This is a genomic window from Aneurinibacillus sp. REN35, assembly GCF_041379945.2.
Lineage (GTDB): Bacteria > Bacillota > Bacilli > Aneurinibacillales > Aneurinibacillaceae > Aneurinibacillus.
On record NZ_JBFTXJ020000003.1, the window covers coordinates 309,474 to 334,060 of the forward strand.

Annotated in this window: 21 protein-coding genes and 1 riboswitch; of the genes, 15 read left to right on the forward strand and 6 right to left on the reverse strand. The window is 45.6% G+C overall.

What is annotated here, in order from left to right:
- Window positions 1–30: 30 nt before the first annotated feature.
- Together AB3351_RS07945 and AB3351_RS07950 are read right to left on the reverse strand one after the other, a co-directional pair.
- Window positions 31–156: a hypothetical protein gene (locus AB3351_RS07945; protein ID WP_371146591.1), complete on the reverse strand. Its 126-nt coding sequence runs from the start codon at window positions 154–156 to the stop codon at window positions 31–33.
- A gap of 257 nt (window positions 157–413) precedes the next feature.
- On the reverse strand, window positions 414–1,382 hold the full coding sequence (locus AB3351_RS07950) for a magnesium transporter CorA family protein (protein ID WP_371146592.1): 969 nt from the start codon (window positions 1,380–1,382) through the stop codon (window positions 414–416).
- Between the two features lie 154 nt (window positions 1,383–1,536).
- Window positions 1,537–1,704, reverse strand: a riboswitch (M-box (ykoK) riboswitch).
- A 156-nt stretch (window positions 1,705–1,860) separates the two neighbouring features.
- Between AB3351_RS07950 and AB3351_RS07955 the strand changes: the two genes are divergently transcribed.
- Window positions 1,861–3,306, forward strand: coding sequence for a hypothetical protein (locus tag AB3351_RS07955; RefSeq protein ID WP_371146593.1), 1,446 nt, complete (start codon window positions 1,861–1,863; stop codon window positions 3,304–3,306).
- A 42-nt stretch (window positions 3,307–3,348) separates the two neighbouring features.
- On the opposite strand, the gene AB3351_RS07960 is transcribed toward AB3351_RS07955, so the two are convergent.
- Entirely contained in the window at window positions 3,349–5,019 is a 1,671-nt protein-coding gene (locus AB3351_RS07960) for a thiamine pyrophosphate-binding protein (RefSeq protein ID WP_371146594.1), read from the reverse strand.
- Between the two features lie 6 nt (window positions 5,020–5,025).
- Window positions 5,026–6,642: an ATP-binding protein gene (locus AB3351_RS07965; protein ID WP_371146595.1), complete on the reverse strand. Its 1,617-nt coding sequence runs from the start codon at window positions 6,640–6,642 to the stop codon at window positions 5,026–5,028.
- Window positions 6,643–6,890: 248 nt separating this feature from the next.
- On the opposite strand from AB3351_RS07965, the gene AB3351_RS07970 reads away from it, so the two are divergent.
- Window positions 6,891–7,289: a carboxymuconolactone decarboxylase family protein gene (locus tag AB3351_RS07970; RefSeq protein ID WP_371146596.1), complete on the forward strand. Its 399-nt coding sequence runs from the start codon at window positions 6,891–6,893 to the stop codon at window positions 7,287–7,289.
- Window positions 7,290–7,345: 56 nt separating this feature from the next.
- On the opposite strand, the gene AB3351_RS07975 is transcribed toward AB3351_RS07970, so the two are convergent.
- Window positions 7,346–7,555: a ferredoxin gene (locus tag AB3351_RS07975; protein WP_371146597.1), complete on the reverse strand. Its 210-nt coding sequence runs from the start codon at window positions 7,553–7,555 to the stop codon at window positions 7,346–7,348.
- 206 nt (window positions 7,556–7,761) lie between these two features.
- Between AB3351_RS07975 and AB3351_RS07980 the strand changes: the two genes are divergently transcribed.
- The 13 genes from AB3351_RS07980 to AB3351_RS08040 all read left to right on the forward strand — a co-directional run bounded on the left by AB3351_RS07980 (window position 7,762) and on the right by AB3351_RS08040 (window position 23,511).
- Window positions 7,762–8,838 carry a YpbB family protein gene (locus tag AB3351_RS07980; protein ID WP_371146598.1) on the forward strand — a complete coding sequence of 359 codons (1,077 nt, stop codon included), beginning with the start codon at window positions 7,762–7,764 and terminating at the stop codon, window positions 8,836–8,838.
- A gap of 32 nt (window positions 8,839–8,870) precedes the next feature.
- A complete protein-coding gene (locus AB3351_RS07985) occupies window positions 8,871–10,406 on the forward strand; it encodes a RecQ family ATP-dependent DNA helicase (protein ID WP_371146599.1) in 1,536 nt (511 codons plus the stop codon).
- A gap of 20 nt (window positions 10,407–10,426) precedes the next feature.
- Entirely contained in the window at window positions 10,427–11,092 is a 666-nt protein-coding gene (locus tag AB3351_RS07990; protein ID WP_371146600.1) for a CPBP family intramembrane glutamic endopeptidase, read from the forward strand.
- Window positions 11,073–11,822, forward strand: a complete 750-nt coding sequence (locus tag AB3351_RS07995) for a LysM peptidoglycan-binding domain-containing protein (RefSeq protein WP_371146601.1) — start codon at window positions 11,073–11,075, stop codon at window positions 11,820–11,822. The genes AB3351_RS07990 and AB3351_RS07995 overlap by 20 nt, the downstream gene beginning before the upstream one ends.
- 91 nt (window positions 11,823–11,913) lie before the next feature.
- Window positions 11,914–13,581 (forward strand): DNA repair helicase XPB, encoded by a 1,668-nt coding sequence (locus tag AB3351_RS08000; RefSeq protein WP_371146844.1) that lies wholly within the window; start codon window positions 11,914–11,916, stop codon window positions 13,579–13,581.
- A gap of 101 nt (window positions 13,582–13,682) precedes the next feature.
- Window positions 13,683–14,591 carry an NAD(P)/FAD-dependent oxidoreductase gene (locus AB3351_RS08005; protein ID WP_371146602.1) on the forward strand — a complete coding sequence of 303 codons (909 nt, stop codon included), beginning with the start codon at window positions 13,683–13,685 and terminating at the stop codon, window positions 14,589–14,591.
- A 444-nt stretch (window positions 14,592–15,035) separates the two neighbouring features.
- Entirely contained in the window at window positions 15,036–16,040 is a 1,005-nt protein-coding gene (locus AB3351_RS08010) for a 2-oxoacid:acceptor oxidoreductase family protein (RefSeq protein WP_371146603.1), read from the forward strand.
- 23 nt (window positions 16,041–16,063) lie between these two features.
- Window positions 16,064–18,379 carry a thiamine pyrophosphate-dependent enzyme gene (locus AB3351_RS08015; protein ID WP_371146604.1) on the forward strand — a complete coding sequence of 772 codons (2,316 nt, stop codon included), beginning with the start codon at window positions 16,064–16,066 and terminating at the stop codon, window positions 18,377–18,379.
- A 244-nt stretch (window positions 18,380–18,623) separates the two neighbouring features.
- Window positions 18,624–19,424: a GTP pyrophosphokinase gene (locus AB3351_RS08020; protein ID WP_371146605.1), complete on the forward strand. Its 801-nt coding sequence runs from the start codon at window positions 18,624–18,626 to the stop codon at window positions 19,422–19,424.
- A 126-nt stretch (window positions 19,425–19,550) separates the two neighbouring features.
- A complete protein-coding gene (locus tag AB3351_RS08025; RefSeq protein ID WP_371146606.1) occupies window positions 19,551–19,688 on the forward strand; it encodes a hypothetical protein in 138 nt (45 codons plus the stop codon).
- A 186-nt stretch (window positions 19,689–19,874) separates the two neighbouring features.
- Window positions 19,875–20,471 (forward strand): genetic competence negative regulator, encoded by a 597-nt coding sequence (locus AB3351_RS08030; RefSeq protein ID WP_371146607.1) that lies wholly within the window; start codon window positions 19,875–19,877, stop codon window positions 20,469–20,471.
- Between the two features lie 154 nt (window positions 20,472–20,625).
- On the forward strand, window positions 20,626–22,143 hold the full coding sequence (locus AB3351_RS08035; RefSeq protein ID WP_371146608.1) for a DnaB-like helicase C-terminal domain-containing protein: 1,518 nt from the start codon (window positions 20,626–20,628) through the stop codon (window positions 22,141–22,143).
- A gap of 60 nt (window positions 22,144–22,203) precedes the next feature.
- Window positions 22,204–23,511, forward strand: coding sequence for a Glu/Leu/Phe/Val family dehydrogenase (locus tag AB3351_RS08040; RefSeq protein ID WP_371146609.1), 1,308 nt, complete (start codon window positions 22,204–22,206; stop codon window positions 23,509–23,511).
- A gap of 58 nt (window positions 23,512–23,569) precedes the next feature.
- Here the strand turns inward: AB3351_RS08040 and AB3351_RS08045 are convergent, their stop codons facing one another.
- Window positions 23,570–24,571, reverse strand: coding sequence for an asparaginase (locus AB3351_RS08045; RefSeq protein ID WP_373270230.1), 1,002 nt, complete (start codon window positions 24,569–24,571; stop codon window positions 23,570–23,572).
- Window positions 24,572–24,587: the final 16 nt, after the last annotated feature.

Below are 24,587 nucleotides of genomic sequence, written 5' to 3' on the forward strand. Positions count from 1 at the left end.
GCAAAAAAAGGAGCGGGGATGTCCGCTCCTTTATGTTTTCATATGTTTGGTTTGTGTTTTTTTCATTTGTTCGCGTTCTTCTGGCGATAAAATTCCCATTAGATATAAAAGCTCTGTCACTTTTTCAATGCGCCCGGTATTCCTTGGCTTCTTCATGCATATGCCCCCCGGCTAATAGGATTGTTAATTTTATTATACTCAATAAAGTTTACTCAGTGCAACATTAATATTTGTAATATTGCCTATTTTGTAGTTGAGAACTTCCTGCCAACAATACGGTGAAGCTTGATTGCATCCGTTGGTTTTATTATAAGAATAAAAGCTATGACTGACAGAAAAAGGGGCTAACTCATACGGAATGGGAAGCCCCTAGATAGTGTCCTGCTCAGTGCGTATACTACGTACCTTCTTTATTACATGAATTTTTTGCGTAAATACCACCACATCCACCATGATAGGATCGTCAAAAGCAAAAAGACGACCAGTGTAGTGTAAGGTGAATCCTGAAAGGGCAGCGGCACATTCATACCGAAGAATCCGGTAACGAACGTAAGCGGCAGCATAATTGTCGAGATCATTGTCAGGATGTTGAGATTCTCCGTCGTTTTGGCGCTGACGATGGAGTAATACGTATCAAGGGCGCTGTTTACCAGGTCCTTAAATGTTTCGGTTGAATCGGCAATTCGCTCAAGGTGATCTTTTAAGTCGATGTAGAAAGGAACATTATCCTCCTGGATCGGGAACTGCCACTGGCCATTCATTGTGGCAAATACTCGCTTCTGGGGCAGAATAACCCGCCGGATAAGGATCAGTGTTCGTTTCAATGCGAGAAACTCTTCCGTAACAAGCTCCATGTTGTGTTCATACATCTCATCTTCGATTTCATCGATCCGGATGCTGATCCGATCAAGAATCGGAAAGTATTCATCCGTTATGCCATCAATAATTGAGTAGAGAAGATAATCCGCACCTTTATTCATATACTCTTTGCTTCGCAGACTCGCGGCGGCGATACGTCCGATGGATGGCATAGGGCGTTTATGAATGGTAACAATGTAATTCGGTCCCATGAATACATTCAGCTCAAGCGTCGTAATCTCATTGTCGCTCTCTTCGTGGTAACGCAGTGCATGAAAGACAAAGAAGTGATAGTCTTCATAGTTGTCCACTTTAGCCCGCGGACTATGCTGCAGGCAATCTTCAATGGCCAGCGGGTGAAAATTAAATAGCTTAGCTACATAATGCAGTTCCTGATTGCTTGTATTAAATAAATCAATCCAAAGTAAATCTTCACTGGAGTGCAGAAATTCGTCGATTTTATTCAGATCTACATCGTGGATCATTTCTTGGCTGGAGTGGTTATAAAAATACGTCTTAATCATAGCAATCCCTCCTTCACCTTTTCCCGTTGCAACACGTTTCGTCCTTGAATTTCACAGAAAAAGCCTCTCCTGTAAGCATGGTATCCAGGAGAGGCTTTGGTTTTCTGATTGTAAACACAAAGAAGGAACGCATACGAAAGACCCGTACGTTCCGGTTGATTCTCCGGGTTGAGCTTTGGCACAGAACAACGTAGAGTCTAATCGCTCAGCCACGTTAAGTAAAGCCTTAATCCGGCAATACCTGTTCTACCCATTGGCGTCTCTCGACGTTTCCGGGCAGTGGCCTGTGTTTGAACTGGAGCCTCGCCTAACGAGAATGGTTATGAACTTTTTTGACATACTTAGGATATAAACAAATGCGCAGGTTGTCAATTGTCTTTTCTGATATTCCTTCACATAGTTTGACGGTAGGGCATGCAGGGGTAGAAGAAGTAATAAAAGAATACCCGATACATAGAAGTAAAGCTGGAGGAAAGCCATGGAGAAGCCACACGTACAGGAAAAGATATTGGATGCAGCCCTTTGCCAATTTCTCTTTCCATTTTCACTGCAGAAGGGTTGTAGAGATTCACTACAGAAAGAATTAAAAGAACAAGGGTTTGAATATTTTCATCTGGACAAAGAAGAGATAGAAGACAAGTATTACGGGCAGGCGTACCATGTCTCCCACCGGAATATGGAGCGTTATTATCTTCCTTTCGTCTCCAGTGTTTTGTTTCCTCATTCCGAAGAACAAAAAGGATTTCACCGTTATTCCCGCAGTATGGAAGGGGAAGGGTCAGTGCGCTTAGGAGAGCGTGAGCTGTGGTTTACCATTCACTCCGCAGACGTTATATTGTGCCCGTTTGATTTGGGGTTTGTGACGGTTCGCATCGAGCTTGCAAAAGAGGATCTGACGTATACGTTAGCCCTTGAATTTATTAAACAGTTCAGTCAGCTGGAGAATGTATTGAAAAAGAAAGAATATCCGATTGTTTGTTATCAAGAGACAGAGTATGAAGAAATCGAAAGCTTTCTATTCAAAGAAGTTGTCCCTGTCATCAAGCCCTACCTTGATCAGGCGGATATAGGCAAAGCTTATTTCGAGACCCTTCCCTTTTTTGTGGATGAGAGAATGTATGTACAGGCATATTTCATCTTTGCACAAGGACAAGAAATTAATAAAGTTGATGCTTATCGGGCAGGTCAATTGAACGGATTGAATGAATTTGAGCATCCGCATGTTAGTGCGAACAACCAAGCGTTTATTGAGGCGTATTGTCAGCACCATATTTATACCCGCTGGGCACCTCGTACATATTTTATCGCAGACGATGATGCATTTATCTGTCTGACGAGTGAACAGGGTAAGAGAGCGGAGCGGCTTGCGGGTGAGATGTATGGTGAATATTATTACAGTCTTCTGTTGAATTTTTTCCATAAGATTGTGCTGCTAAAGCTGTCTACGCAATATTCGGTGTTGAATGTCGATAAGCATAATGAAGATATTGAGGAATTGATCCGGTCTATTACCGAATTTTCTTCCCGGTATTTCTTTGTAGAGACCGTATCACAAACGCAGGGCAAGGAGATATTTCGCCTTGTTCGAAAAGTTTTTCGTAATGATGAATTATATGAGGATGCGAAGGAAACGCTGAATAGTTTATTTCGTTATCAGGATAAATTCTCGGATAAACGAAACAATTATTTACTATTGATTCTTACCATCTATACGGTAGTCGGCGGTATTTATGGAATGAACCAGGTGATTGAAGATTTAAAAGGAAATATCGATTGGGGGAAAATGCTTGAGTATTCCCTGTTCGAATATATTGCCCTCTTTGTAACCTTTAGCGGACTTATCTTAGCTACTGTGATGGGTGTCATTGCGCTGGTGCGCTGGACACAGGAGCAAGCTCGGACCCGGGGAAAGGATAAGAGATAAGAAAAATCCCCTGTTGGCATTAGTTTCAACAGGGGATTTTTCTTATCCACGAAGTAACGTAGGGGGGACTTCAAATGGGTCCACCATAATCTCAATAACAGTAGGTCCATTATGCAGCAAGGCATTGTGCACAGACAAGGAGATTTCCTTTTCGGTATGACAACGGAAGGCATTGGCCCCAAGTGATTCCGCAAATTTTTTAATATCGACGCCGGTCGTATATACCGTACCTACCGCCTTCTTAAAATGATTGGACATCCCTTTATCCACCATATCAAGCCTGCTGTTGTTAAAAACGATAAAAATGGCAGCGATATTTTCATTAACAGCCGTCGATATCTCAGTTCCATGCATAAAGATAGATCCATCTCCGCACAAGCATGCAACGATATCTGTTGGAGAGGCTACCTTTGCTCCGATTGCATAGCTTAATGAATAGCCCATCGTTCCAAATGCTGCATCGAAGAAGAAGGTACCGGGTTCATAAATATCAAAATTTTGAATGGCATAAAAGGAATGGCTTCCTTCATCACCAAAAATAACAGTATGGCTAGGAAGGCTTTTCCGAAGCGCACGAACAGCTTCAACAGCAGATATAAAGCAAGGAGCTGGTGATGAAGAAGCAGGAGGGGCTAGCTCGACCTCATGTTCATCAATAGCAGCACTGACCTGTCTATATATTTCCTCGCTGTATATAGATGTTTTTTCTTTTGGTTCCGCAAGTTTTAAAAGCTCTCCTATGTTATGTTTAATGTCACCTTGAATAAAGCAGGTAGGCACGGGAAGCGCTTTCTGAATAAAGGTTGGCTCGTAGTCAAAATGAATAACATTTGCCGGGTACATATCAGTCGTAAATCCAGCCGTAGACATATCATTTAGCTGGGAGCCGATGACAATCATGAGATCGATTCCCGAACGTAAATACGCTTCTGCCTGTTCGGTTCCGCCGAGTCCGAAGCTGTTTAAGGACAGAGGGTGATTAGTAGGGAAGGTACCCTTTCCTCCCGGTGTTGTGACAACAGGAATATTCCAATGCTCCGAAAACGAGCGAATTTCTTCATAGGCAAAGGCAGAGTGAACACCTTTGCCAAGAATCATTACCGGATTTTGTGCCTGTTCGATGAGAGGGATGACTGCCTGTATGCCTTCAGAAGTCAGTGGAAACCTCTTTTGTTCGGATAAGACATCAAATGCCCCTACATCTTCAAGCAATACGTCAAGCGGAATCGATAGATGTACCGGACCCTTGGCTCCGGTGAGCGCTCGTTCTAGAGCATGCTTGAAATATATCGGGAACAAATCCCCTCGCTCGACCCGTGCACTAAATTTTGTTACCGACTCAAATAAGGTAACCATATCTGTACCAAACGGTGTAGAATCCTGAGCAAGAGGTCTGCCCGTATTTTTCATTGAAGGATGTCCTGTGATAAAAATGACTGGGAGATAAAAGGCCTTGGCTTGTCCGGCAGCTGTGATCAGGTTGGTGCCTCCGGGACCTGATGTTCCCATAGCGACACCGATTGTTTGATTTTTAAGAGCGTATCCAGAGGCTTGAAAGCCAGCCCCGGACTCATGCCGGGACAGGATGAATTGGATCGACTGTTCTTCACATTCCATGAGAAGAGGCACGATTGATTTGCCAGGTATTCCAAAAACATGTGTCACACCAAGCTTTTTAATATGGTGGACAAAAGAGGATGCAACAGTAGGCATACAGTATCATTCCTTTTCGATAATTTTAGGAAGAGAAACAGTAAACGTAGTACCTTTTCCTTTTTCGGAAAAAACATGAAGCGATCCCTTATGACTTTCGATGATTTGGTAAGAAATGGACAATCCTAATCCCAAACCGTCCTCTTTCGTCGTGAAAAATGGATGCATGATTTGGTCTAACTCCATAGGTGTCATCCCGCATCCATTGTCCTCAATTATGATGCTAATAGTTTGTTCATTTGTTTCTTCTATGCAGATTCTGATCGTACCGCCGTCTGGCATCGCCTCAATCGCATTCTGAATTAAATTCATCATGACTTGTTTGATTTGCATGGCATCAACGTATAGAAAGATGAGTGCAGCAGGCATACTGTATTCGATTATGACATCGTGCAGCGAAGCATGACTTTTCATAAGAGCGATGGTTTCTGTAATGATCTGCTTAATTTCAACCTCCTTTTTCATCGGAACATCAGGCTTGGCAGTGGCTATGAAGCTAGTGACCAGTGTCTTCACCCGATCGAGTTCACTTTGAATGATGTTTAAATAATAATGATGCTTATCCTCTTGTGTAAGCGTCTCCTTCAACAAGTGGATAAAACCTGAAATAGAGGTTAACGGATTTCTTATTTCATGAGCAAACCCGGCTGCCAGCTTTCCGATGACAGAAAATTTCTCAGAAGTAGTCACCTTTTTCTCAAGATTTTTCATATCGGTGATATTTCGAACTTGCCCGTACGCTCCATGTAACGTATTTTTTTCGTCATAAATAGGCAGCGTATCAAGAAGGCAGATGATCTTTTGCTGCGGGTTGTCTTCGTGAAACTCCACAACGATATCTTCATGAATGTGCTCATGCTCGAGTGTGCTGTGCATGTATGTACCTAGGCATTCAATGGTGGTTACCGGGAAGCCGAGTAATTCCTTTCGCTTTCGCCCCGTTATTTTTTCCATATAGGGATTTACATCAATGATATATCCTTCACTATCCGTTAAAATAATCCCATTTTTTGTTTTGTTCATCATGATTTGATTTAAAAGAAAGAGCCGTTGATTTTTTTTGCGCAACAAGAGCTCGCGTTCCACGGAATCGGCAATGGCAAGAAGCATGCCTAAGTAAATATCATTTGCGTTTTCTATATCGGTGAAAATGGTTAGAGACCCTGTCAAATTGTTCATGCTGTCATATGAAAAGGGAATGGTATAGCAGGCTGCCTGGCTTAGATGGTCATGGTAATGCTGTGTTCCAAGTACCTTTACAGGATGCTTTTGCTCTAGAGCCAAGTTGATTGAATTGGTTCCCATTTCTTCTTCACTGAATTGAATGCCGAGACGAATGCCGATATTTTGTACAAAATGTATGATAGATTCGTCACCGTACATATCCAAGACCGTCGCATGTTGATCGGTAACAATAAATACAAGAGGTTGCTCATTGACAAAAAAGAGCATTTTTTTTGTGAAAAAATTAATGGTCGAGAGAATTTCCTCGTACTGTTTCTTTATTTGTTTAAGCTCCGTGTTACAGATGGCCGTAGGATGCGGAATCGTATATGGATCAAGACCAATATTTGCACAGTTCTGCTTGGAGATCTGTATATAGAGCGTTTCTTGCGTAATCATTTCTCACCTCGTTGAATCAAGTGTAGTATAGGTTCAATGTTAAATTGTGTGCATAACGGAAGTTGAAAAATCTAAAACAACTCCCTCTTATGTACTATAAAGAAAGGAATTCGACATATTTATGTAATTACCTGTAAAATATTGTTTTTTGTTGTATTTTTTTATGTACATAGAAAATGATTGAATCGAAAAGGTATTTATGTGTATAATTTTGTAAAATATTTTGATGGCGTAAAAGGGGGGAGCGTATGGAGAACAGTCGTTATCAAAGAGGGTTAGAAGTCTTTAAAAAAATGACAGGGACAGAAGGTACTCAGATAATAGAACAACTGCAAGCATTGTATCCTGATATGGCTGATCTTATTATTACAAATGCATTTCATGATATTTATACAAGAGAGGGTCTTAATTTGCAGCAAAGAGAGATCGTCACGCTCTCCTCGCTGATTACGCAGGGGGCGACGGATCAACTGCCCGTTCATGTACGTGCAGCTCTCAATATAGGTCTAATGCCAAAGGAAATAATAGAAATCGTTATTCAGTGCGCCGTATATGCTGGATTTCCAAAAGCGTTGAGTGCTTTTCATGTAGTGATGGAGGAGTTTGCGAAGCAGTCTATACATATAGAGCCGACAGAAAAAGCCTAACCAGAGCGGTTAGGCTTTTATTGTTTCAGATAGGCAGAAGCCTTGTAGGCTGGTTCCTATTCTTCCACTTTGATAGAATCAGTTGGGCAACCATCGCATGCATCACGAACATCATCAAACAGGATGTCAGGGATTTCAGCTGTATTAGAGTTGTCATCGATTTTGTTGAAAGCGATGCCCTCATCATCGTAATCAAATACGTCCGGAGCGGTTGCGCCACAAGCTCCACAAGCAATACAAGTGTCTTTATCAACCCATGTAGTCATTCTCTCTTCACCTCCAGAATTTCTGAGAAAAAATGTTGTCCACTTCTCACTACCCCATTGTAAACATTGTATGTATGAATATCAAGATGGTTCAAAAAAAATAATGGACGAATGGGGAATTTACCTTTTCTTCTCCATTTGAAGGGACAATACACTATAATAAGTACAGGAATTACTTATCTGAAATAAAAGGATGAAGCTATAGAATGCATACTCGTTTTGAAGAAGGATTGTTCTTGCTTTCAGCCGCACGATTTCAGGGGGAACGCACGTCTCAAGCGATTGTTCATCTGCTTAGAGGACGACAAAACAATCAGGTGATTGCTGATGCCGCTTTATTCGGTACGTCTATGCTGTATGGCATTATGAGAAAAATACCCGTGGAGGACGCTCGACACATGTTAGATCGGTTGATTGAACAGGGGTGGATTGAGGTTGCGCCAGGGTCTAAAGGTGGAGTCTCCTGCTCCTCGGCCGGGGAGGCGGAGCTTGCGGCATGTGAAGCGGCGTTTCAATATGAAGCATGTCTAGCATCTGTTGCCTCCGTGCATGAAAAAGTCCGAGCGGTTCGGTTCTGGAAGAAGCTCTCTCTTCTCGTTCAGACTGCGTCTCATTTAGCGGTGGGTGAAACACTGTTCTATCCGGTGATAGAACAAAGAGAGCTGCAGCAAGAGGTAAAGCATGTCATCAGGAATGCTGCAGATAAACGCGGCTTGGCCGCTCAATTGAAGGACGAGCTGGCCCAATGGATGGGAGAACTTCAAGCAGAGGAACAGCAGCTCATTTTACGAAGGCTTAGCGGAAAAGCAAGAACGGGCTGGACATACAGGCAATTGGCCGATGCTTCACATACAGCACAGGGTGCGGCTGCGCTCCATATTCTTCGACTCGCCGCTGAACAGCTTGGCCGGATGGATGCAGGTCTCTATCCGCTTATCGGACAGTTGGCAGATCAAAAAACGAATGAGGCAGGCTTAACAAGAACAGCTCAGCAGACAAAAGCTTTACTTGATCAAGGCTGTTCATTTGAAGAGATTGTGCGTCGTCGGGCGCTGCGGCCCGGCACGATTGAAGATCATCTTGTTGAAATTGCTATTGCCGACCCGGCATTTGATATTGAACGATTTGTCTCCCGCGAAAAGATCGAACACATTCATGCGATTATGCGGGAGAGTGGAATGAAGAAGATTGGTGAGATACGACGTGAAGCCGGAGAGTCCTATAGCTTTCTCGAGATTCGCCTGGCATCCGTTCGTGCTGCACAGGGAGGGGACCGGTCATAGAACACAGCAGAGAACAGAAGCTGCGTCAGGTATTGCGAAAGTACTTTGGCTACGAACAATTTCGTCCGGGCCAGCTTTCAATTATGAAGTACCCGCTTGCAGGCGAGAATGCGCTGGGCATTCTTGCGACAGGCGGAGGAAAGTCGCTGTGCTATCAGCTTCCTGCCCTTGTATTTGATGGCATGACAGTGGTTGTCTCTCCGCTTATCTCGCTCATGGCAGATCAGGTTCGGCATCTTCGCCGTCAGGGAATTCAGCAGACAGAATATATTAATAGTGCCTTGACTTTGGCTGAGCAGCGCTGGAAGATGCGTCAAGTCATAGACCAAAAAGTAAAGATTCTTTATGTGTCGCCAGAGAAGCTGCAGCAGGAAGCGTTTATAGAACAAATCAAGCGTACGAACATCTCGCTGTTCGTTGTGGATGAAGCGCATTGTATTTCACAATGGGGTCACGATTTCCGAACGGATTATCAGCGGCTGTATGCTTGCGTTCAGCAAATGGGAAATCCGCCGGTGCTGGCATTAACCGCTACTGCAACGGAAGCGGTGGCGGAGGATATCTGCCGTCAGCTTTCCATTCCGCTTCGCAATGTAATCCGGCAGTCTACAAACCGGGAAAACATATGCTATGATGTTGCATTTCTGTCTGATGAGCAGGAAAAGGAAGCAGTGCTCTTTGAGAAGCTATATACACTGCAAGGCCCGGGGCTGGTTTATTTTCGCTCCCGGCAGGGTACGGAGCGGGCGTTTCAGCGGGCGGAGGAGAGAGGAATTGGCCGCTGTGCATTTTATCACGGTGGTATGGCTGCAGATGACCGCCTGTTAATCCAGCAGCAATTTCTCAACGGAGAACTCGATGTTGTGTTTGCTACAAACGCATTTGGTATGGGGATCGATAAGCCTGATATTAGGTATGTGCTCCATTATCATATACCGCCTGACATAGAGTCTTACTTACAGGAGGTGGGCCGCGTAAGCCGTGATGGGGAACCGGGTTATACCTGTCTGCTTTCGACGCCGGAGGACGGATACTTGCCCGGTCAATTGATCGCCGAGGAATATCCAAGTGAAGAGGGGATAACGGTATTTGCCACCTTTCTTCATGCACAGCGTGGGCAGACGATTGCGCTTAGTGTAGCGGAGGCCTTAGAGAGATGGGGATTAGAAGAGCAGCATGCATCTATCCTTTTGCATCATATGGAACGGATGGGCTGGATTTATAAGTCCCATCGGAAAAGGGATGGATGGGAGGTAGAGGTGGCGGCTTCGTTTCCGGATCAATATGATGCGTTGGTGACGGCGGTTTTTGAACGACGGAATGAGCGATACAGAAAGCTTGAAGATATGCGTCGTTGGCTTCTGCAAACGACATGCCGGAGGGAGATGCTTGGCAGGTATTTCTCTCAACAACATCACACAGCCCTAGCAAGCTGCTGTGATCGCTGCGGCATTAACATGACGCCGTATGAGCGTAAGGTACCTGCCGCATCAAAGCCTATACAGGATTCATGGAATTGGGAGCAGGAACTGGATCGTTTGCTGTATGTCCCGTCATATAATGGCTGAAATGAAAGGGAAGAAAAAGGATGGACCCGCGATACTCACAGTTGGATAGCCGGACACTGGCATTGAACGTATATATTTCTCAAGCAATTTTGTTTGTAGTGGCTCTGATTGGGCTGTACTTTTTTTATATTCGTCCAGGAGCCGATTGGGTAGGAATATTTCTTTTGCCAAGCTGGACGGATGTATTCTTTTATGGAACGCTCGCCGCCTTATTGGTGATTGCTGTCGAAGTCATTCTAATCATATGGCTGCCGCCAGATGTATTTGATGACGGGGGATTAAACGAGATTTTATTTCGCGATTTATCCGTTTGGCATATTGCGCTCGTATGTCTTGTTGTGGCCGTGACCGAAGAATTTCTTTTTCGGGCGGTTATGCAGCCAGAGTTGGGCTTATGGTGGACGAGCATTATTTTTACCCTAGTGCATGTTCGTTATCTGAAGAAATGGGTTATGGTTTCTGTTGTGTTTTTAATCAGCGTACTTTTTGGCTGGTTATTCGCTCAGACAAATACAGTGTGGAGTGTAGTGTGGGCTCATTTTCTTGTTGATTTTATTCTCGGCTGTTTTGTGAAAAAAGGATGGTTTCTCTCGCAAGAGGCAGGAGAATCGGAAGAAAACGCGAATAGGGAAGACAGAATCGAAAATGAAGAAAATGGGGATGCCGATGAGCGAGAAACAACGTAATCATGCAGACCAAGCTGACACGTTGCGAAAAATAGTAGAAGAGCGGATGGAAGACGATGAGAGAAGCGAGATAGACACAAATCATGCATCGGAAGAAACAAAAACGGAGCGGATGCAGGAGACTGCTTCTGTTAGCACAGGTATATTACCGCCCCGAAGCACAGTACACAAAAAGCCACCGCCGCTAAATCTTACCCCTTATTATATTGCAGGAGCCCTCGTGCTTCTCGTATTGAGCGGACTTGGCTTCTGGTGGGGAGCGGCACGAAATGAACCGGCCACAGCCCTTCCGCAGCCCAAGGTCGAAGAGGCAAACAAAAAGGAGACGGGGGAGACACCGGACAAAACTCCACCAGCTCCGTCGAAAGCAGCGTCGCCTAAAACAGACAATACTAAGTCGAATCCACAAGCTCCGACGGGCGCACAACCGTCTGTGCCGAAGACGCAGGCACAGGTACAGAACCAGACAACGCCTAAACCGCCTGCTCCGATCGCGCCACAAGCAAAGCCTGCAGCAGCCAAGCCGACGGGGGTAGAGAAGTCGAGTGCAGCACCGTCCAAAAACAAAAAGCGTGTGCTGCGGCATCGGGTGCAAAAAGGTGACACGCTGTACAAAATTTCGATGATGTATTATGGAACAGGTAAATATCAATTTTATCTTGCGCGATATAATGGGATTCGCCAATTAAATGCCGGTTCGGTTCTTAAGGTGCCGATTCCGCCCCGGTAAGAGAAACAGACGCCTTTGGCGCCTGTTTTTTCTTGTTTTTGGATACACTACATCAAAAAGAAATGTTGAATAGAAAGGAACGTGGAGCATGATGTATACGGAAAATCCGCTCATTGTCCAAGGAGACCGTACGCTTTTGTTAGAAGTACGGCATCCAAAATACAGCGAGGTTCGCGACGCGCTAACACCGTTTGCCGAGCTGATTAAAAGTCCGGATTACATCCACACGTATCGCATAACCCCGCTTTCATTGTGGAATGCGGCAGCGCTTGGCCTGGGCGCTGAAACCGTGCTAGATGTATTGGAGAGGTACGCGAAATTTCCGGTACCATCTTCCGTGCAAAATGAGATCGCCAAGACGATGTCCCGCTTTGGACAACTGCAGTTATTTGTTCGTGAGGAAAGGCTCGTACTTTCGGCAACAGATCCGCAGGTTATGGACGATATTCTAAGTTATGCCTCCATCGCTAGTCTCATTGAACAGAGAGTAAATGAGCGCGAGATGATCATACCGCTTGCTTGGCGTGGCGTGATTAAACAATCGCTGCTAAAGCTTGGCTACCCTGTTCAAGATATGGCAGGCTATACGGATGGAGAAAAGGTGGAGATGTCGCTTTGTGAACAGCGGGGATTTCTTCTTCGTGATTATCAGAAGACAGCCGTCGATGCTTTTTATGCAGGGGGCAGTACGTCCGGAGGAAACGGTGTCATTGTCTTACCGTGCGGTGCGGGCAAGACGCTTGTCGGTATTGAGACAATGGTTCGGTTCGGTATGGCTACTCTTGTACTTACAAGCAGTACGACCTCGGTAAAGCAGTGGAGAAGTGAGATGCTGGCACGTACAACATTAACAGATGAACAAATCGGTATGTATACAGGACAGGAAAAGAACGTTGGGCCTGTGACCATCAGTACGTATCAGATGATTACTCACCGTGCAGCAGACACTGGGGAATTCCCGCATTTGTCCTTATTCCATGAAAGGAATTGGGGATTGATTGTGTATGACGAGGTGCATCTGCTGCCTGCTCCTGTTTTTCGGATGACAGCCGATATTCAAGCGAAGCGCCGCTTAGGTCTCACGGCAACGTTGGTGCGTGAAGACGGGCGTGCCGATGATGTCTTCAGCTTAATTGGGCCGAAAAAGTATGAATTGCCCTGGCGGCAGCTTGAAGAGCAGGGATTTATTGCAAGCGCGGTATGTACGGAGGTGCGGGTGCCATTATCCGGGCAGCAAAAGGCTGCATATATTGGAGCGGGAGAGCGGGAAAAATTCCGCATCGCTGCGGAAAATCCCGATAAAACTCCGATTGTAAAGGATGTGCTGCGCCAGCATGAAGGGGAGCAGGTGCTCATTATCGGTCACTACGTATCGCAATTGGAATTGCTTGCCCGTGAATTGAATGCTCCGCTTATTACAGGCAAAACCCCTCAAGGGGAGCGGGAGGTGTTGTACAAAAAATTTCGGCTAGGTGATATTGATACGCTGGTCGTCTCGCGTGTAGCTAATTTTGCGATCGACCTTCCGGATGCAAGTGTCGCTGTACAAGTATCTGGCACATTTGGCTCGCGTCAGGAAGAGGCGCAGCGTCTTGGCAGGGTATTGCGTCCGAAGAAGGATGGCAGGACCGCTCATTTCTATTCTCTTGTTTCCGCTGAGTCCAAAGAAGAACAGTATGCACATAAACGGCAGATGTTTCTTGTTGAGCAGGGATATGAATATCGTCTGCGCACGTCCGATCATCTCTCTGTTATGTAGTATGGTGCCGTCACATATTCTTCGTATGTTTTGTTTTGTGAAACGCTGCATGATTGGGTAAACCAAAGAAGAGCGCGTTATAACGAAGGAGGAGACAAGCCTTGAAATATGATTGTGCAATCATTGGCGGCGGTATTGCCGGCTTGCAAGCCGCACTTCAACTTGGACGGTATATGCACCGCGTTGTTGTTATAGATGCGGAGGGAGGACGATCAGTCCTTGCTCGCCGCTATGGAAATGTTCTTGGTTTTCCAGAAGGAGTCAGCGGTCCTACGCTTCGAAAGAAGGGCCGCAGGCAGGCGGAGGATGTGGGTGTTGAATTCGTGGATGGAAGAGTGATCGAAGCACACAAGAAGGACGGAGAATTCGAGCTGCAGGTAGAGGGAAAAGACCGCGTACTTGCTAAGCGGATATTAATTAGCACAGGTCTTCGTGACCGCATCCCTGAGAGTATCGAAGGATTAGACAATGTGCTGGGTACGGCGGTCTATGTATGCCCGGACTGCGACGGATATGAGATCAGGAATACCAAATCGGTCATCCTTGGAGCAGGAAATGCCGGCGCATCACTTGCCTGCGTGCTGCGCCACTGGACAAATGATTTAACATATATTAACCATGAACCTGATGAGCGCCCTGTTTCTGATGCGTGGAGGGAAACATGTGTGAAAAACGACGTGCGTATCATTGATGGTCCGATCCATCAGGTGCATAGTGATGAAAATGGACGGCTGTCAGGTGTTCGCATCGTGGATGATCAATTGATCGAAGCGGAGAAAGGGTTTATTGCCTTTGGCGGCAACAAGGCGGAATCTGATGTGGCAAAAATGCTTGGGGTTGAGCGTTTGGAGAACGGTCACATCCCGGTAGATGGAAGAACGAAAGAAACGAATGTGCGTTATGTATGGGCTGCAGGGGATGTTGCGGCGCACTCGCAATTATTAACCATTGCTATTGGCGATGGTGCGCAGGCCGCTATTTGGATTCATAAAAGTCTGCAGCAATCATAACAGTTATTGTATCAGTACATTTTCATTTTGTTATATAACAAAATGTGTAAAACCTTATAAAATCTAAGGTCTGGCTCTGCCAGGCTTTTTTATTTGTCAAGTATACAAGGTGCAAATAGTGTTTATTTTCATGTGTTATATTACTTTTTTTAATACTGTTTTATAACTGATCAGCGAAAGAATGCATCATAATAAAAATAATGTAATCCAAATAATACAACAAAGAAAGCGCTTTAAAAATATAAAAAAGAACATTGATTGAAAAATGTATAAAGCTGTTGCTTTAAAAAAATATACCTGTTATAATTTTTTTGAAATGAAATGTAAGACAATTCCATCTTTCGTGATGTGTTGTGATAATTAATGAGAATTAGTGGGGAATATACGTGTTGTAATTTATTGTGACTGTCTGTGTAAGTATGGAGAATTAGGGGAGGAATGAAGATGTCAATACTTCCGAAGAAGAATGAGTTAGGCTTTTATGAGATTCGCCTTGAATCAATTGGGGGGCTTGGGGCAAATCTCGCGGGTAAAATGCTGGCAGAAGCCGGGGTGTTAGGACTTGGACTTAATGGGATGAATTTTTCTTCGTATGGTTCAGAGAAGAAAGGTTCACCAGTGAAAGCATTCATTCGTTTTAGCGACCCGGATGTGCAGATTCGTGCTGCAAGTCCGATCGAGCGTCCGCATGTAGTAGGGGTATTTCATGAGGCGTTATACAAGACGGTTGATGTCGTATCCGGACTCGATGCGCACGGGATTGTCCTGGTGAATACGACACGGGATTTTGATGAGGTGCGTGAAGAGCTGCACCTTGAATACGGAACATTGGCTATCGTTGATGCATTGGGAATTGCGGTGGAAGAGAAAACAAAAGTAAATACAGCCATGCTTGGGGCGTTGTTTCGCATTTGTGATTTTCTTGATCCAGAAGCGATGCGCAGCGTTATCCGCAAAACATTCGAGAAGAAGTACCCGCATTTTGTAGAGCCGAATTTGCGCACGTTTGACCGTGGTTATAACGAGGTGACGTTCAAATCGTATGAAGTGCCGGAAGGATCAACAGGCAAAAACTATGTTCGCCCTACTCCTGCGCTTGGGTATGAAACCCAGCCTATCGGTGGTGTAATCGTTAACCCAGGCAATAGTATTCTAAAAGATCTGAGCGGCAGTCGCCAAGGGTTCTTGCCGGAGTATCACGCATCGAAGTGCATTCACTGTGCGGCTTGTGATACAGTTTGTCCGGATTTTTGTTTCGTATGGGAAGAGGGAGCCGATAAGAAGGGACGGCCGCAGATGTTTCTGGCAGGTGTCGACTATCAATATTGCAAGGGCTGTTTGAAGTGTGTGCAGGCTTGTCCGGTCGAAGCGTTAACAGAAATGCGTGAAGATATCGGCTATGCTGAAGAACATCGGGTGCCGCACAAGTTTATTCTGGCCGCTAACTAATCAGGGAGAGGGGATGGATTAGAATGGCAATTGAATATGATAAGGAAAAAGCAGCGTTACAAACGGCGGTGGAGCATACCATGCCAGAGCAGAGCCTGACATTTGAATCCGGCAACGAAATGGCAGCCATGGCTGCCGCGCAAATCAACTATCATGTGATGGGGTATTTCCCAATTACACCTTCGACAGAAGTGGCGCAGTATCTTGATATGATGAAGACGCGTGGTGAGCATGACATTGTGCTGATTCCAGCGGACGGAGAGCACGGTTCAGCCGGTGTGTGCTATGGGGCAGCAGCGGCAGGAGGACGCGTATTTAATGCGACGAGTGCGAACGGCTTCTTATATATGATCGAACAACTTCCTGTACAGTCTGGTACACGCTTTCCGATGGTAATGAATCTTGTTACGCGTGCGATTAGCGGTCCGTTGGACATTCGCGGCGATCATTCGGATCTGTACTATGGATTAAATATTGGCTGGCCGATTTTATTAGCGCGTGACCCGCAAGCCGTATACGATATGAATATCATGGCGCTGCGTGTAGCTGAACATGCCGAAGTTCGCCTGCCGGTTATGGTGGCATATGATGGATTCTTTACTTCACACCAGAAGCGGCGCGTGCAGTATTTTGCCGATCGCAACACAGTACAAGGCTTTGTTGGTGACATGCCTAGCGGTTATGTGCATGCGCTTGACCCGGAAAATCCGATCACGATCGGGCCGTATATGAATGACCCGGATCTTATCAATAATAATTACCAGCAATCTGAGGCGATGTATCGTGCCGAGGAAGTATTCAAACAGGTAGCAGCAGAATACGAGAAAATCTCAGGTCGTAAATATGAAGTGCTTGATCTCTATCAGATGGAAGATGCGGAGGTAGCTGTATTCCTGTTGAATTCCGCAGCCGAGACAGCGAAGGATGTAGCGGATCAACTGCGTCAAAAGGGCATAAAAGCAGGCGTAATCAGTCCGAATATGATTCGTCCGTGGCCGGCAAAAGCGATTCAGGAGGCATGCAAGAACCTGAAAGCGATCATGATTGGAGAACGCGCAGATTCTTATGGTGGTCATGGCGCGAATCTGACACATGAACTGAAGGCAACACTGCAGGAGCTCAAAGGAAATGATACGGTGGTCGTAAGCCGCGTCTTCGGTGTTGGCGGTAAGGACTTCTACCATGACGATGCAGAGGCATTTTTTGATCTGGCAATCGAAGCGGCGGAGCTGGGATATGCCCCGGTGCCGTTTGATTATTTCGGTCATACGCCAGGAAATCCTGAGCTTGCGCCGAAGCGGGTGCTCAAGCCGCTTCATGGGGAAGCATTCAAGTCTGGACTGATTCACGTAACACCAAACGAGCAGACAGGTAAGCTGGATGTGAAAATTCCGCCATTGCGTGCGCTCACAGGCAAGCCAAAGCGTATCGCTCCAGGACACGGTGCTTGTCCGGGATGCGGCATTTTCCCTGGATTGGAATTGTTCTTTAAAGGGATTGAAGGCGATATTGTCGTGTTGTTCCAGACGGGCTGTGCGATGGTTGTTACAACCGGCTATCCATACAGTTCCCATAAGCAGACCTATATTCATAACCTGTTCCAGAATGGGGCGGCAACGCTATCCGGTGCGGTGGAGATGTTCCATGAGCGCAAGCGCCGCGGCGAGATTGAGGTGGCTGATGATTTTACCTTTGTGATGGTTACAGGGGATGGCGGCATGGATATCGGTATGGGGCCGGCCATCGGTACAGCGCTGCGCAACCATAAGATGATCGTGCTTGAATATGATAATGAGGGCTACATGAATACAGGAAGCCAGCTATCATATTCGACGCCAATGGGGCATATGACATCGACATCCGGTGTCGGTAAGACACAGGGGGGGAAGGCCTTCCATCATAAAGATACGGCACAAATCATGGCATCGACCAACATACCGTATGTATTTACCGGTACGGAAGCATTTCCGCAGGATTTGCTGAAAAAAGCAGCCAAAGCGCAATGGTATGCACAAAATGTCGGTATGGTATACGGCAAGATTCTTATCGCTTGTCCGCTGAACTGGAAGTCGGCTGATGAACAGGGAGAATCAATTGTTGGGGCCGCGGTTAATTCCTGCTTCTTCCCGCTGTATGAGGTGGAGAACGGCGTAACAACCATTACGTACGATCCGGAAGCGAAGAAGAAACGGATTGAAGTACAGGATTGGCTTAGCATGATGGGGAAAACGAAGCATTTAACTAAGCCGGGATATGAAGAGATGCTTGCGGCTTTCGCGGGAGAAGTTGACCGTCGATGGAAGCGTCTAAAAGCGAAACACGAAAATGAATATTTATAAAATAAAAAGCATAACGTAACGTTGTTATTTGCATGGACCCGCTATAAGCCTGCTCGTTTGAAGAGAAGGCAATGGTGGGTCTTTTTCTATGCATACCATTTCCTTTTGGTTTATCTGTAATGTTTTTTGCCGTGCTTTTATATAGTATAAAGGAAGAGTATGAACTGAATTTCAAGATTTCTTTTCTAAAAGAGTGTGGTAAAATACAAAAGGATAGCGGCAGTTGAAGGGGGAAGACAGTCTAGTGGATGATAGAAACTGGGAAGAATTCCTGATTCCTTACGAGCAAGCGGTTGAGGAATTAAAAGTGAAATTTAGGGGCATTCGCAAAGAATTAAAGAAAAGAAACGAATATTCGCCCATTGAATTCGTAACGGGTCGCATCAAAAAAATCTCAAGCATTCTAGAGAAAGCCAATAAACTTGGCATTCCTATGGATCGGCTTGAAGAGGTAGAGGATATTACAGGCATTCGCATTATGTGCCAGTTTGTACAGGATATCGAGCGGGTGATTGAGCTGATTCGTCAGCGTAACGGCAAGGACATGACCATTGTCTATGAAAAGGATTACATAAATAATCAAAAACCAAGCGGCTACCGTAGCCACCATATGATCATCAAATACCCTGTACACACGTCACAGGGTGAGAAAGAAATACTTGCTGAAATCCAAATTCGGACATTGGCGATGAATTTCTGGGCAACCATCGAACATTCATTAAATTATAAATACGAAGGAAACATTCCTGATGACATAAGAGAGCGGCTGAGAACTACCGCTGAAGCTTCATATCTGTTGGATACCGAGATGTCGGAAATTCGTGATGAGATCCGTGATGCCCAGCAGATGTTTGAATACAAGTCCAATATTATCTCGCGAATTCTCACGGGGATTCAAAGTTTATATCAGCGTGGGTTTGTCGTAGAAGCTACGGAATTCCAGAATCAATTTCGCGAGATGCGAGCGCGCGGCGACGTAGTAGAACTGCGGCAGCTCTCCCGTACGATTCAAGCGAAGATCCGGGAGTTCAGAACACTCGACTAATGTCGTGTGTTTTGCGTTATGTACTGGTACCTTATATCAATAGAAAAACGATCATATGTCTATACTAAGCCAAAAGGTGACTCTGCTTTCAAAATGATTGTAATCACCTAAAGGAGGCGTATGCATATGCTGGATCAAAATGAAGCCGATAAATATTGTGAGGATGAGCCGAATTCCTATGGTGCAGGCATGTTGCTTTCTTTCATCGCAGGCGCTTTGATTGCCATTGCGATGGTATGGGGCATTTCCATGCTTCCAGTATAAAGATTCATGCGTCGGATCGGCGCAGACAAAACTGACCGCTCCGATGCGGTCTTTTTGTTGTTTAATACCTTGTACCTTGCTTTCACTCCATGTTATCATTAAAAAAATCCCATTATTTTTTGAACAAAAAAGAATCCTGGAACGTATTCTAATACTACCACCGAATTTGCGGAGGGAGGGGTCATAATGCGCGTTGAGCGTCTAAATCAGGATAAAATAAGGATTTTCTTAACCTTCGATGACCTGATGGAACGAGGAATTGAAAAGGATGATATGTGGCGTGATATTCCAAAAGTCCACGAGCTTTTCAATGATATGATGGATCAGGCTCAAGACGAAGTGGGCTTTACAGTGAACGGACCTGTGGCCGTTGAGGTATTCTCCCTGCCTGCTCAGGGTATGGTTGTAATCGTAACGAGAGGCAAGACCGAGGCGCATAATGACGCCGAGGATCTAGATTACGATGATATATATGAAATGCAAGTCACACTTGAGGAGAGCGATGATGTGGTCTATGTGTTCTATGATTTTGAACACTTAATTGAACTGGCTCATCGCATCAATGCCAAAGTAATTGACGGGGGAAGTGCGTACGCGTATAACGGACGCTACTACCTTGTGTTTGAGGAAATGGATGCAACGAAAGATGAGTATGATGATTTCATTGCGGTGCTCTCGGAATACGGAGAAGCCTCGACACTGACAAAGCATGTGCTGCAGGAGTATGGCAAGGTTATCGTAGATGGTGATGCGGTAAAGGTACTCTGCCGCTATTTTGATTAATACACACAGGAGGGCGCATGGCATTTGCCATGTGCTTTTTTATATGCGATTTGGGCGTTTACCTTATCACTGATAAGGGGTAAGGAGATGGGAGTAGACAAAAGCGGACGTACGAAAGTTCAAACCATGCAGAGAGTAAGGGAGAGTGAACTTGTTGAATAGTAATGAAGAAGTGAATACAGAGACGAAACTAACCAATGTAAATCTTGAAGAGTTGGTCACGTATTATGAAAAGAGTCTGTCCCCGAACGCAATCTCGTTCTTAAAGCGCAAGGGAATTGAGTTGGAGACAGCGGAAAAGTATCATATCGGGTTCGAAGGGCCGCAGATTGGTTTTAATGCATCACAAAGCAAGCTTAGTGGGTATTTTACGAATCATCTTGTATTTCCGATCTACAACGAAGCAGGCACTGTAGTAGACCTGCTTGGACAGCCAATACAAGAGGTTAAGCCGCATAATAAAATGCTGCTTGGCAAGACGGATATCTTCTTTAATCAAAGCATTATCGAGGAAGAAAAAGAAGTGATGCTCTGCCGCGATGTGTTTGATGTTTTGACGCTTGAGCAAGCGGATATTGCGGCTGTATGTGTTCCAGAATTTAATACATTTAAAGAAGCGCATGCTGATTTGCTAGAGGGGAAGCGTGTGTTCATCTGCTATCCGAATGACGAATCAAGCCGCCGTGAAAGCAAGCGAATCCAGGAACTTCTGCAGGGAAAAGCAAAGAATGTATACATTTTGTATCTGCCGGAGGGTATCCGCAATGTTAACATGTTTTTTGCCGAGGTAAAAGATCCAAAGCCTAGATTTATGCGTTTGTTGCGGGAAACGGTAGAGGAGACGATCAAGGAACCCGTCGCATCGGATGCGAAGAATCTTGTCGTGTTCATGGAGGAGTACTGCCATCGGTATAAGCATGAAGCAAATGGAGTCAAAACGGGGTTTTCTGAGCTTGATGAACTGCTGCTTGGCGGCATGCGCGGCGGGCTGTACATGATTCAAGGATATGTGTCGAGCGGTAAGTCCATGTTTATGCGACAGATGGCTGATCAGATTGCTGCCCAGGAAATTCCAGTTGTCTATGTTACGTGGGATATGACTGCATTTGAGCTGTGGGCGCGTTCGATGGCCCGTCTTCTTGATGTATCGACAGAAGAAGTGTTGACTGGGCAGATTGAGGCAGAGAGGGTGCAGGAGATTAACCAGGAATACAAGAAAATTGCCAACCATGTGTATACTATTGAAGGGAAATTTGATACATCCCTATATGACATTGAAGATTGCGTCGAACAAATAACAAAGTCTACCGGAAAATCTCCTGTTGTCTTCATTGACCATATTCAACGCGTTCCTGTACGTGATAAGGAAGGGCGCTTGACTCCTGGTGGGAATGAGTCATTGGTAGCGTACATGCTGCACCAATGGTCCCGTAAATGGGATGTGCCGATCGTTGTCTCTTCGCTTATGCGAGATGGAGATACATCAGGCTTACCTGCAACAGTGGAAGCGTCGGTTGATGTGCTGTTTGTTTTGGAGCGCAGCAAGGGGGAACGAGATTACAAGCAGGAAGAGATTGTGATTCGGATGCACAAGAATCGGAATGGATCGCTTGGGCGTGTACCGTTTTTATTTAATAAGGAAAAAGCAAGCTTTATACCTTCCAAAACGTAAGAGAAAGAGTTATACTTGCTATGTCTTGACAGACTGATGAACTTTTTTGAGGTGGTAAAAATGGGAGAAAAAGACGTGGTAACCGAAACAACCACTGCTTCTGCGAATGGGAGCGCAGAGCAGCAGCAAGAAAATCTGGATGTATTGAAATCAACGCAGACAGTCATTGCTGAAGCACTTGACAAAATGGGATATCCCAAAGAGATGTATGAACTCTTACGGGAGCCTATGCGCATGTTCACTGTACGCATTCCGGTGCGGATGGATAACGGTGAAACAAAGGTGTTTACAGGTTACCGGGCTCAACATAATGATGCGGTTGGGCCGACCAAGGGTGGCGTTCGTTTCCACCCGGAAGTATCAGAAGACGAAGTAAAAGCTCTGTCCATCTGGATGAGTCTAAAATGCGGTATTGTAGACCTGCCATACGGCGGCGGAAAAGGCGGCATTATTTGCGATCCGCGTGAGATGTCATTCCGTGAGCTTGAGCGCTTAAGCCGCGGTTATGTACGCGCTATCAGTCAGATTGTGGGACCGACGAAGGATATTCCGGCACCAGACGTATTTACAAATTCGCAAATCATGGCATGGATGATGGATGAATATAGTCGTATTCGCGAGTTTGATGCCCCAGGCTTCATCACAGGTAAGCCGATCGTCTTAGGTGGTTCCCAAGGACGTGAGACAGCGACTGCAAAAGGGGTTACGATCTGCATTGCAGAAGCGGCGAAGAAGAAGGGGATTAACCTTGAAGGCGCACGTGTTGTCGTCCAAGGCTTTGGAAACGCGGGCAGCTTCTTAGCGAAATTCATGCATGATGCAGGCGCGAAAGTCATCGCCATTTCTGATGCGTATGGTGCGCTGCATGATGAAGACGGACTTGACATTGAATATTTGCTGGATCGTCGTGATTCTTTCGGTACAGTAACGAAGCTGTTCAGCAATACGATCAGCAACAAGGAATTGTTGGAGTTAGATTGCGATATTCTAGTGCCGGCAGCCATTGAGAACCAAATTACGGCATCAAATGCACATAATATTAAAGCAAGCATCGTAGTAGAAGCGGCGAATGGACCGACGACACTCGAAGCGACACGTATTCTGACGGAGCGTGGTATTCTGCTTGTGCCGGACGTACTCGCAAGCTCAGGCGGTGTAACGGTATCGTATTTCGAATGGGTGCAGAACAATCAGGGCTACTATTGGACAGAAGAAGAAGTAGAAAGTCGTCTGCGTGAGGTGCTTGTGCGCGCCTTTGATAATGTGTACAATACGCATGTATCACGCGGCGTAAATATGCGTCTTGCTGCCTATATGGTAGGTGTACGCAAAATGGCGGAAGCAAGCCAATTCCGCGGTTGGGTATAATTTTTGAGGTGAATGAAGGAATCCTCTGCAATATACGTTTGCAGAGGATTTTTTTATGTTATATGGATGTAGAAAAATGGGCGGACAGCTCGGATGCAGTGATGCCGGATTGCAAGGCAGCGATAAGCTGAATGCGCGCTTTTTGCCCGTTAAGCCCGTTGCAGAAGATAACCCCCATCTCCTTAAGCTGCACACCTCCGCCTTCATATCCGTACAGATCCTGTACATATCCGTTATAGCAGCGGGATACCATGACGACTGGAATTTTGCGGGCGATTACTTCTTTAAGCGGCGCAAGCACAGCAGGCGGTACGTTGCCAGCACCGAACGCCTCAATCACAAGACCGTCAAACGGACGTGAGAGAAGGCATTCGAGCCACAGCGGGTCAAAACCGGTAACCATCTTCATAAGAGGTACGCTGCAATCAGCATACTCGGGCTGATACTGGCGCGATCGGAGGGGCGGCTGATTAAATTGCACGCTTTTTTTTGCGACGATGCCGACTGGACCGTGCTGTGGCGATTGAAAAGTAGCAACATTGCTCGTGTGTGTTTTGGTGACATAACGAGCCGCATGAATTTCGTCATTAAAGACGACAAGCGTGCCTCGTCCCCGGCTCTGCGGATCGGCGGCAACACGTACGGATTGAACAAGATTGATCGGGCCGTCTGCGCCGAGTTCATTGCTTGAACGCATCGCTCCGGTTACAATGATCGGTTTTTCTGATGTAGATGTTATATCAAGAAAGTAGGCGGTTTCTTCAAGCGTATCGGTCCCATGTGTGACGACGACTCCGGTAACCTCCGGCTTAGCAAGCAGTGAGGATGCTTGCTGTGACAATTCAAGCATCATACCCGGCGTCATGTGCGGGCTTGGTATATTGAAAATATCTACCATCTCTACTTGTACGTATTGCTTTAGCAGCGGTTCAATGCTGTGCAGCGGATGAACCTCACCAGGCTTAACGGCATCCGTATCATCATCAACAGACATTGCAATCGTCCCGCCCGTATTGAGTATAATAATTTTTTCCTGTATTTTTTGCATGTTTCGCGTCATAACCTCCAGTAATCAT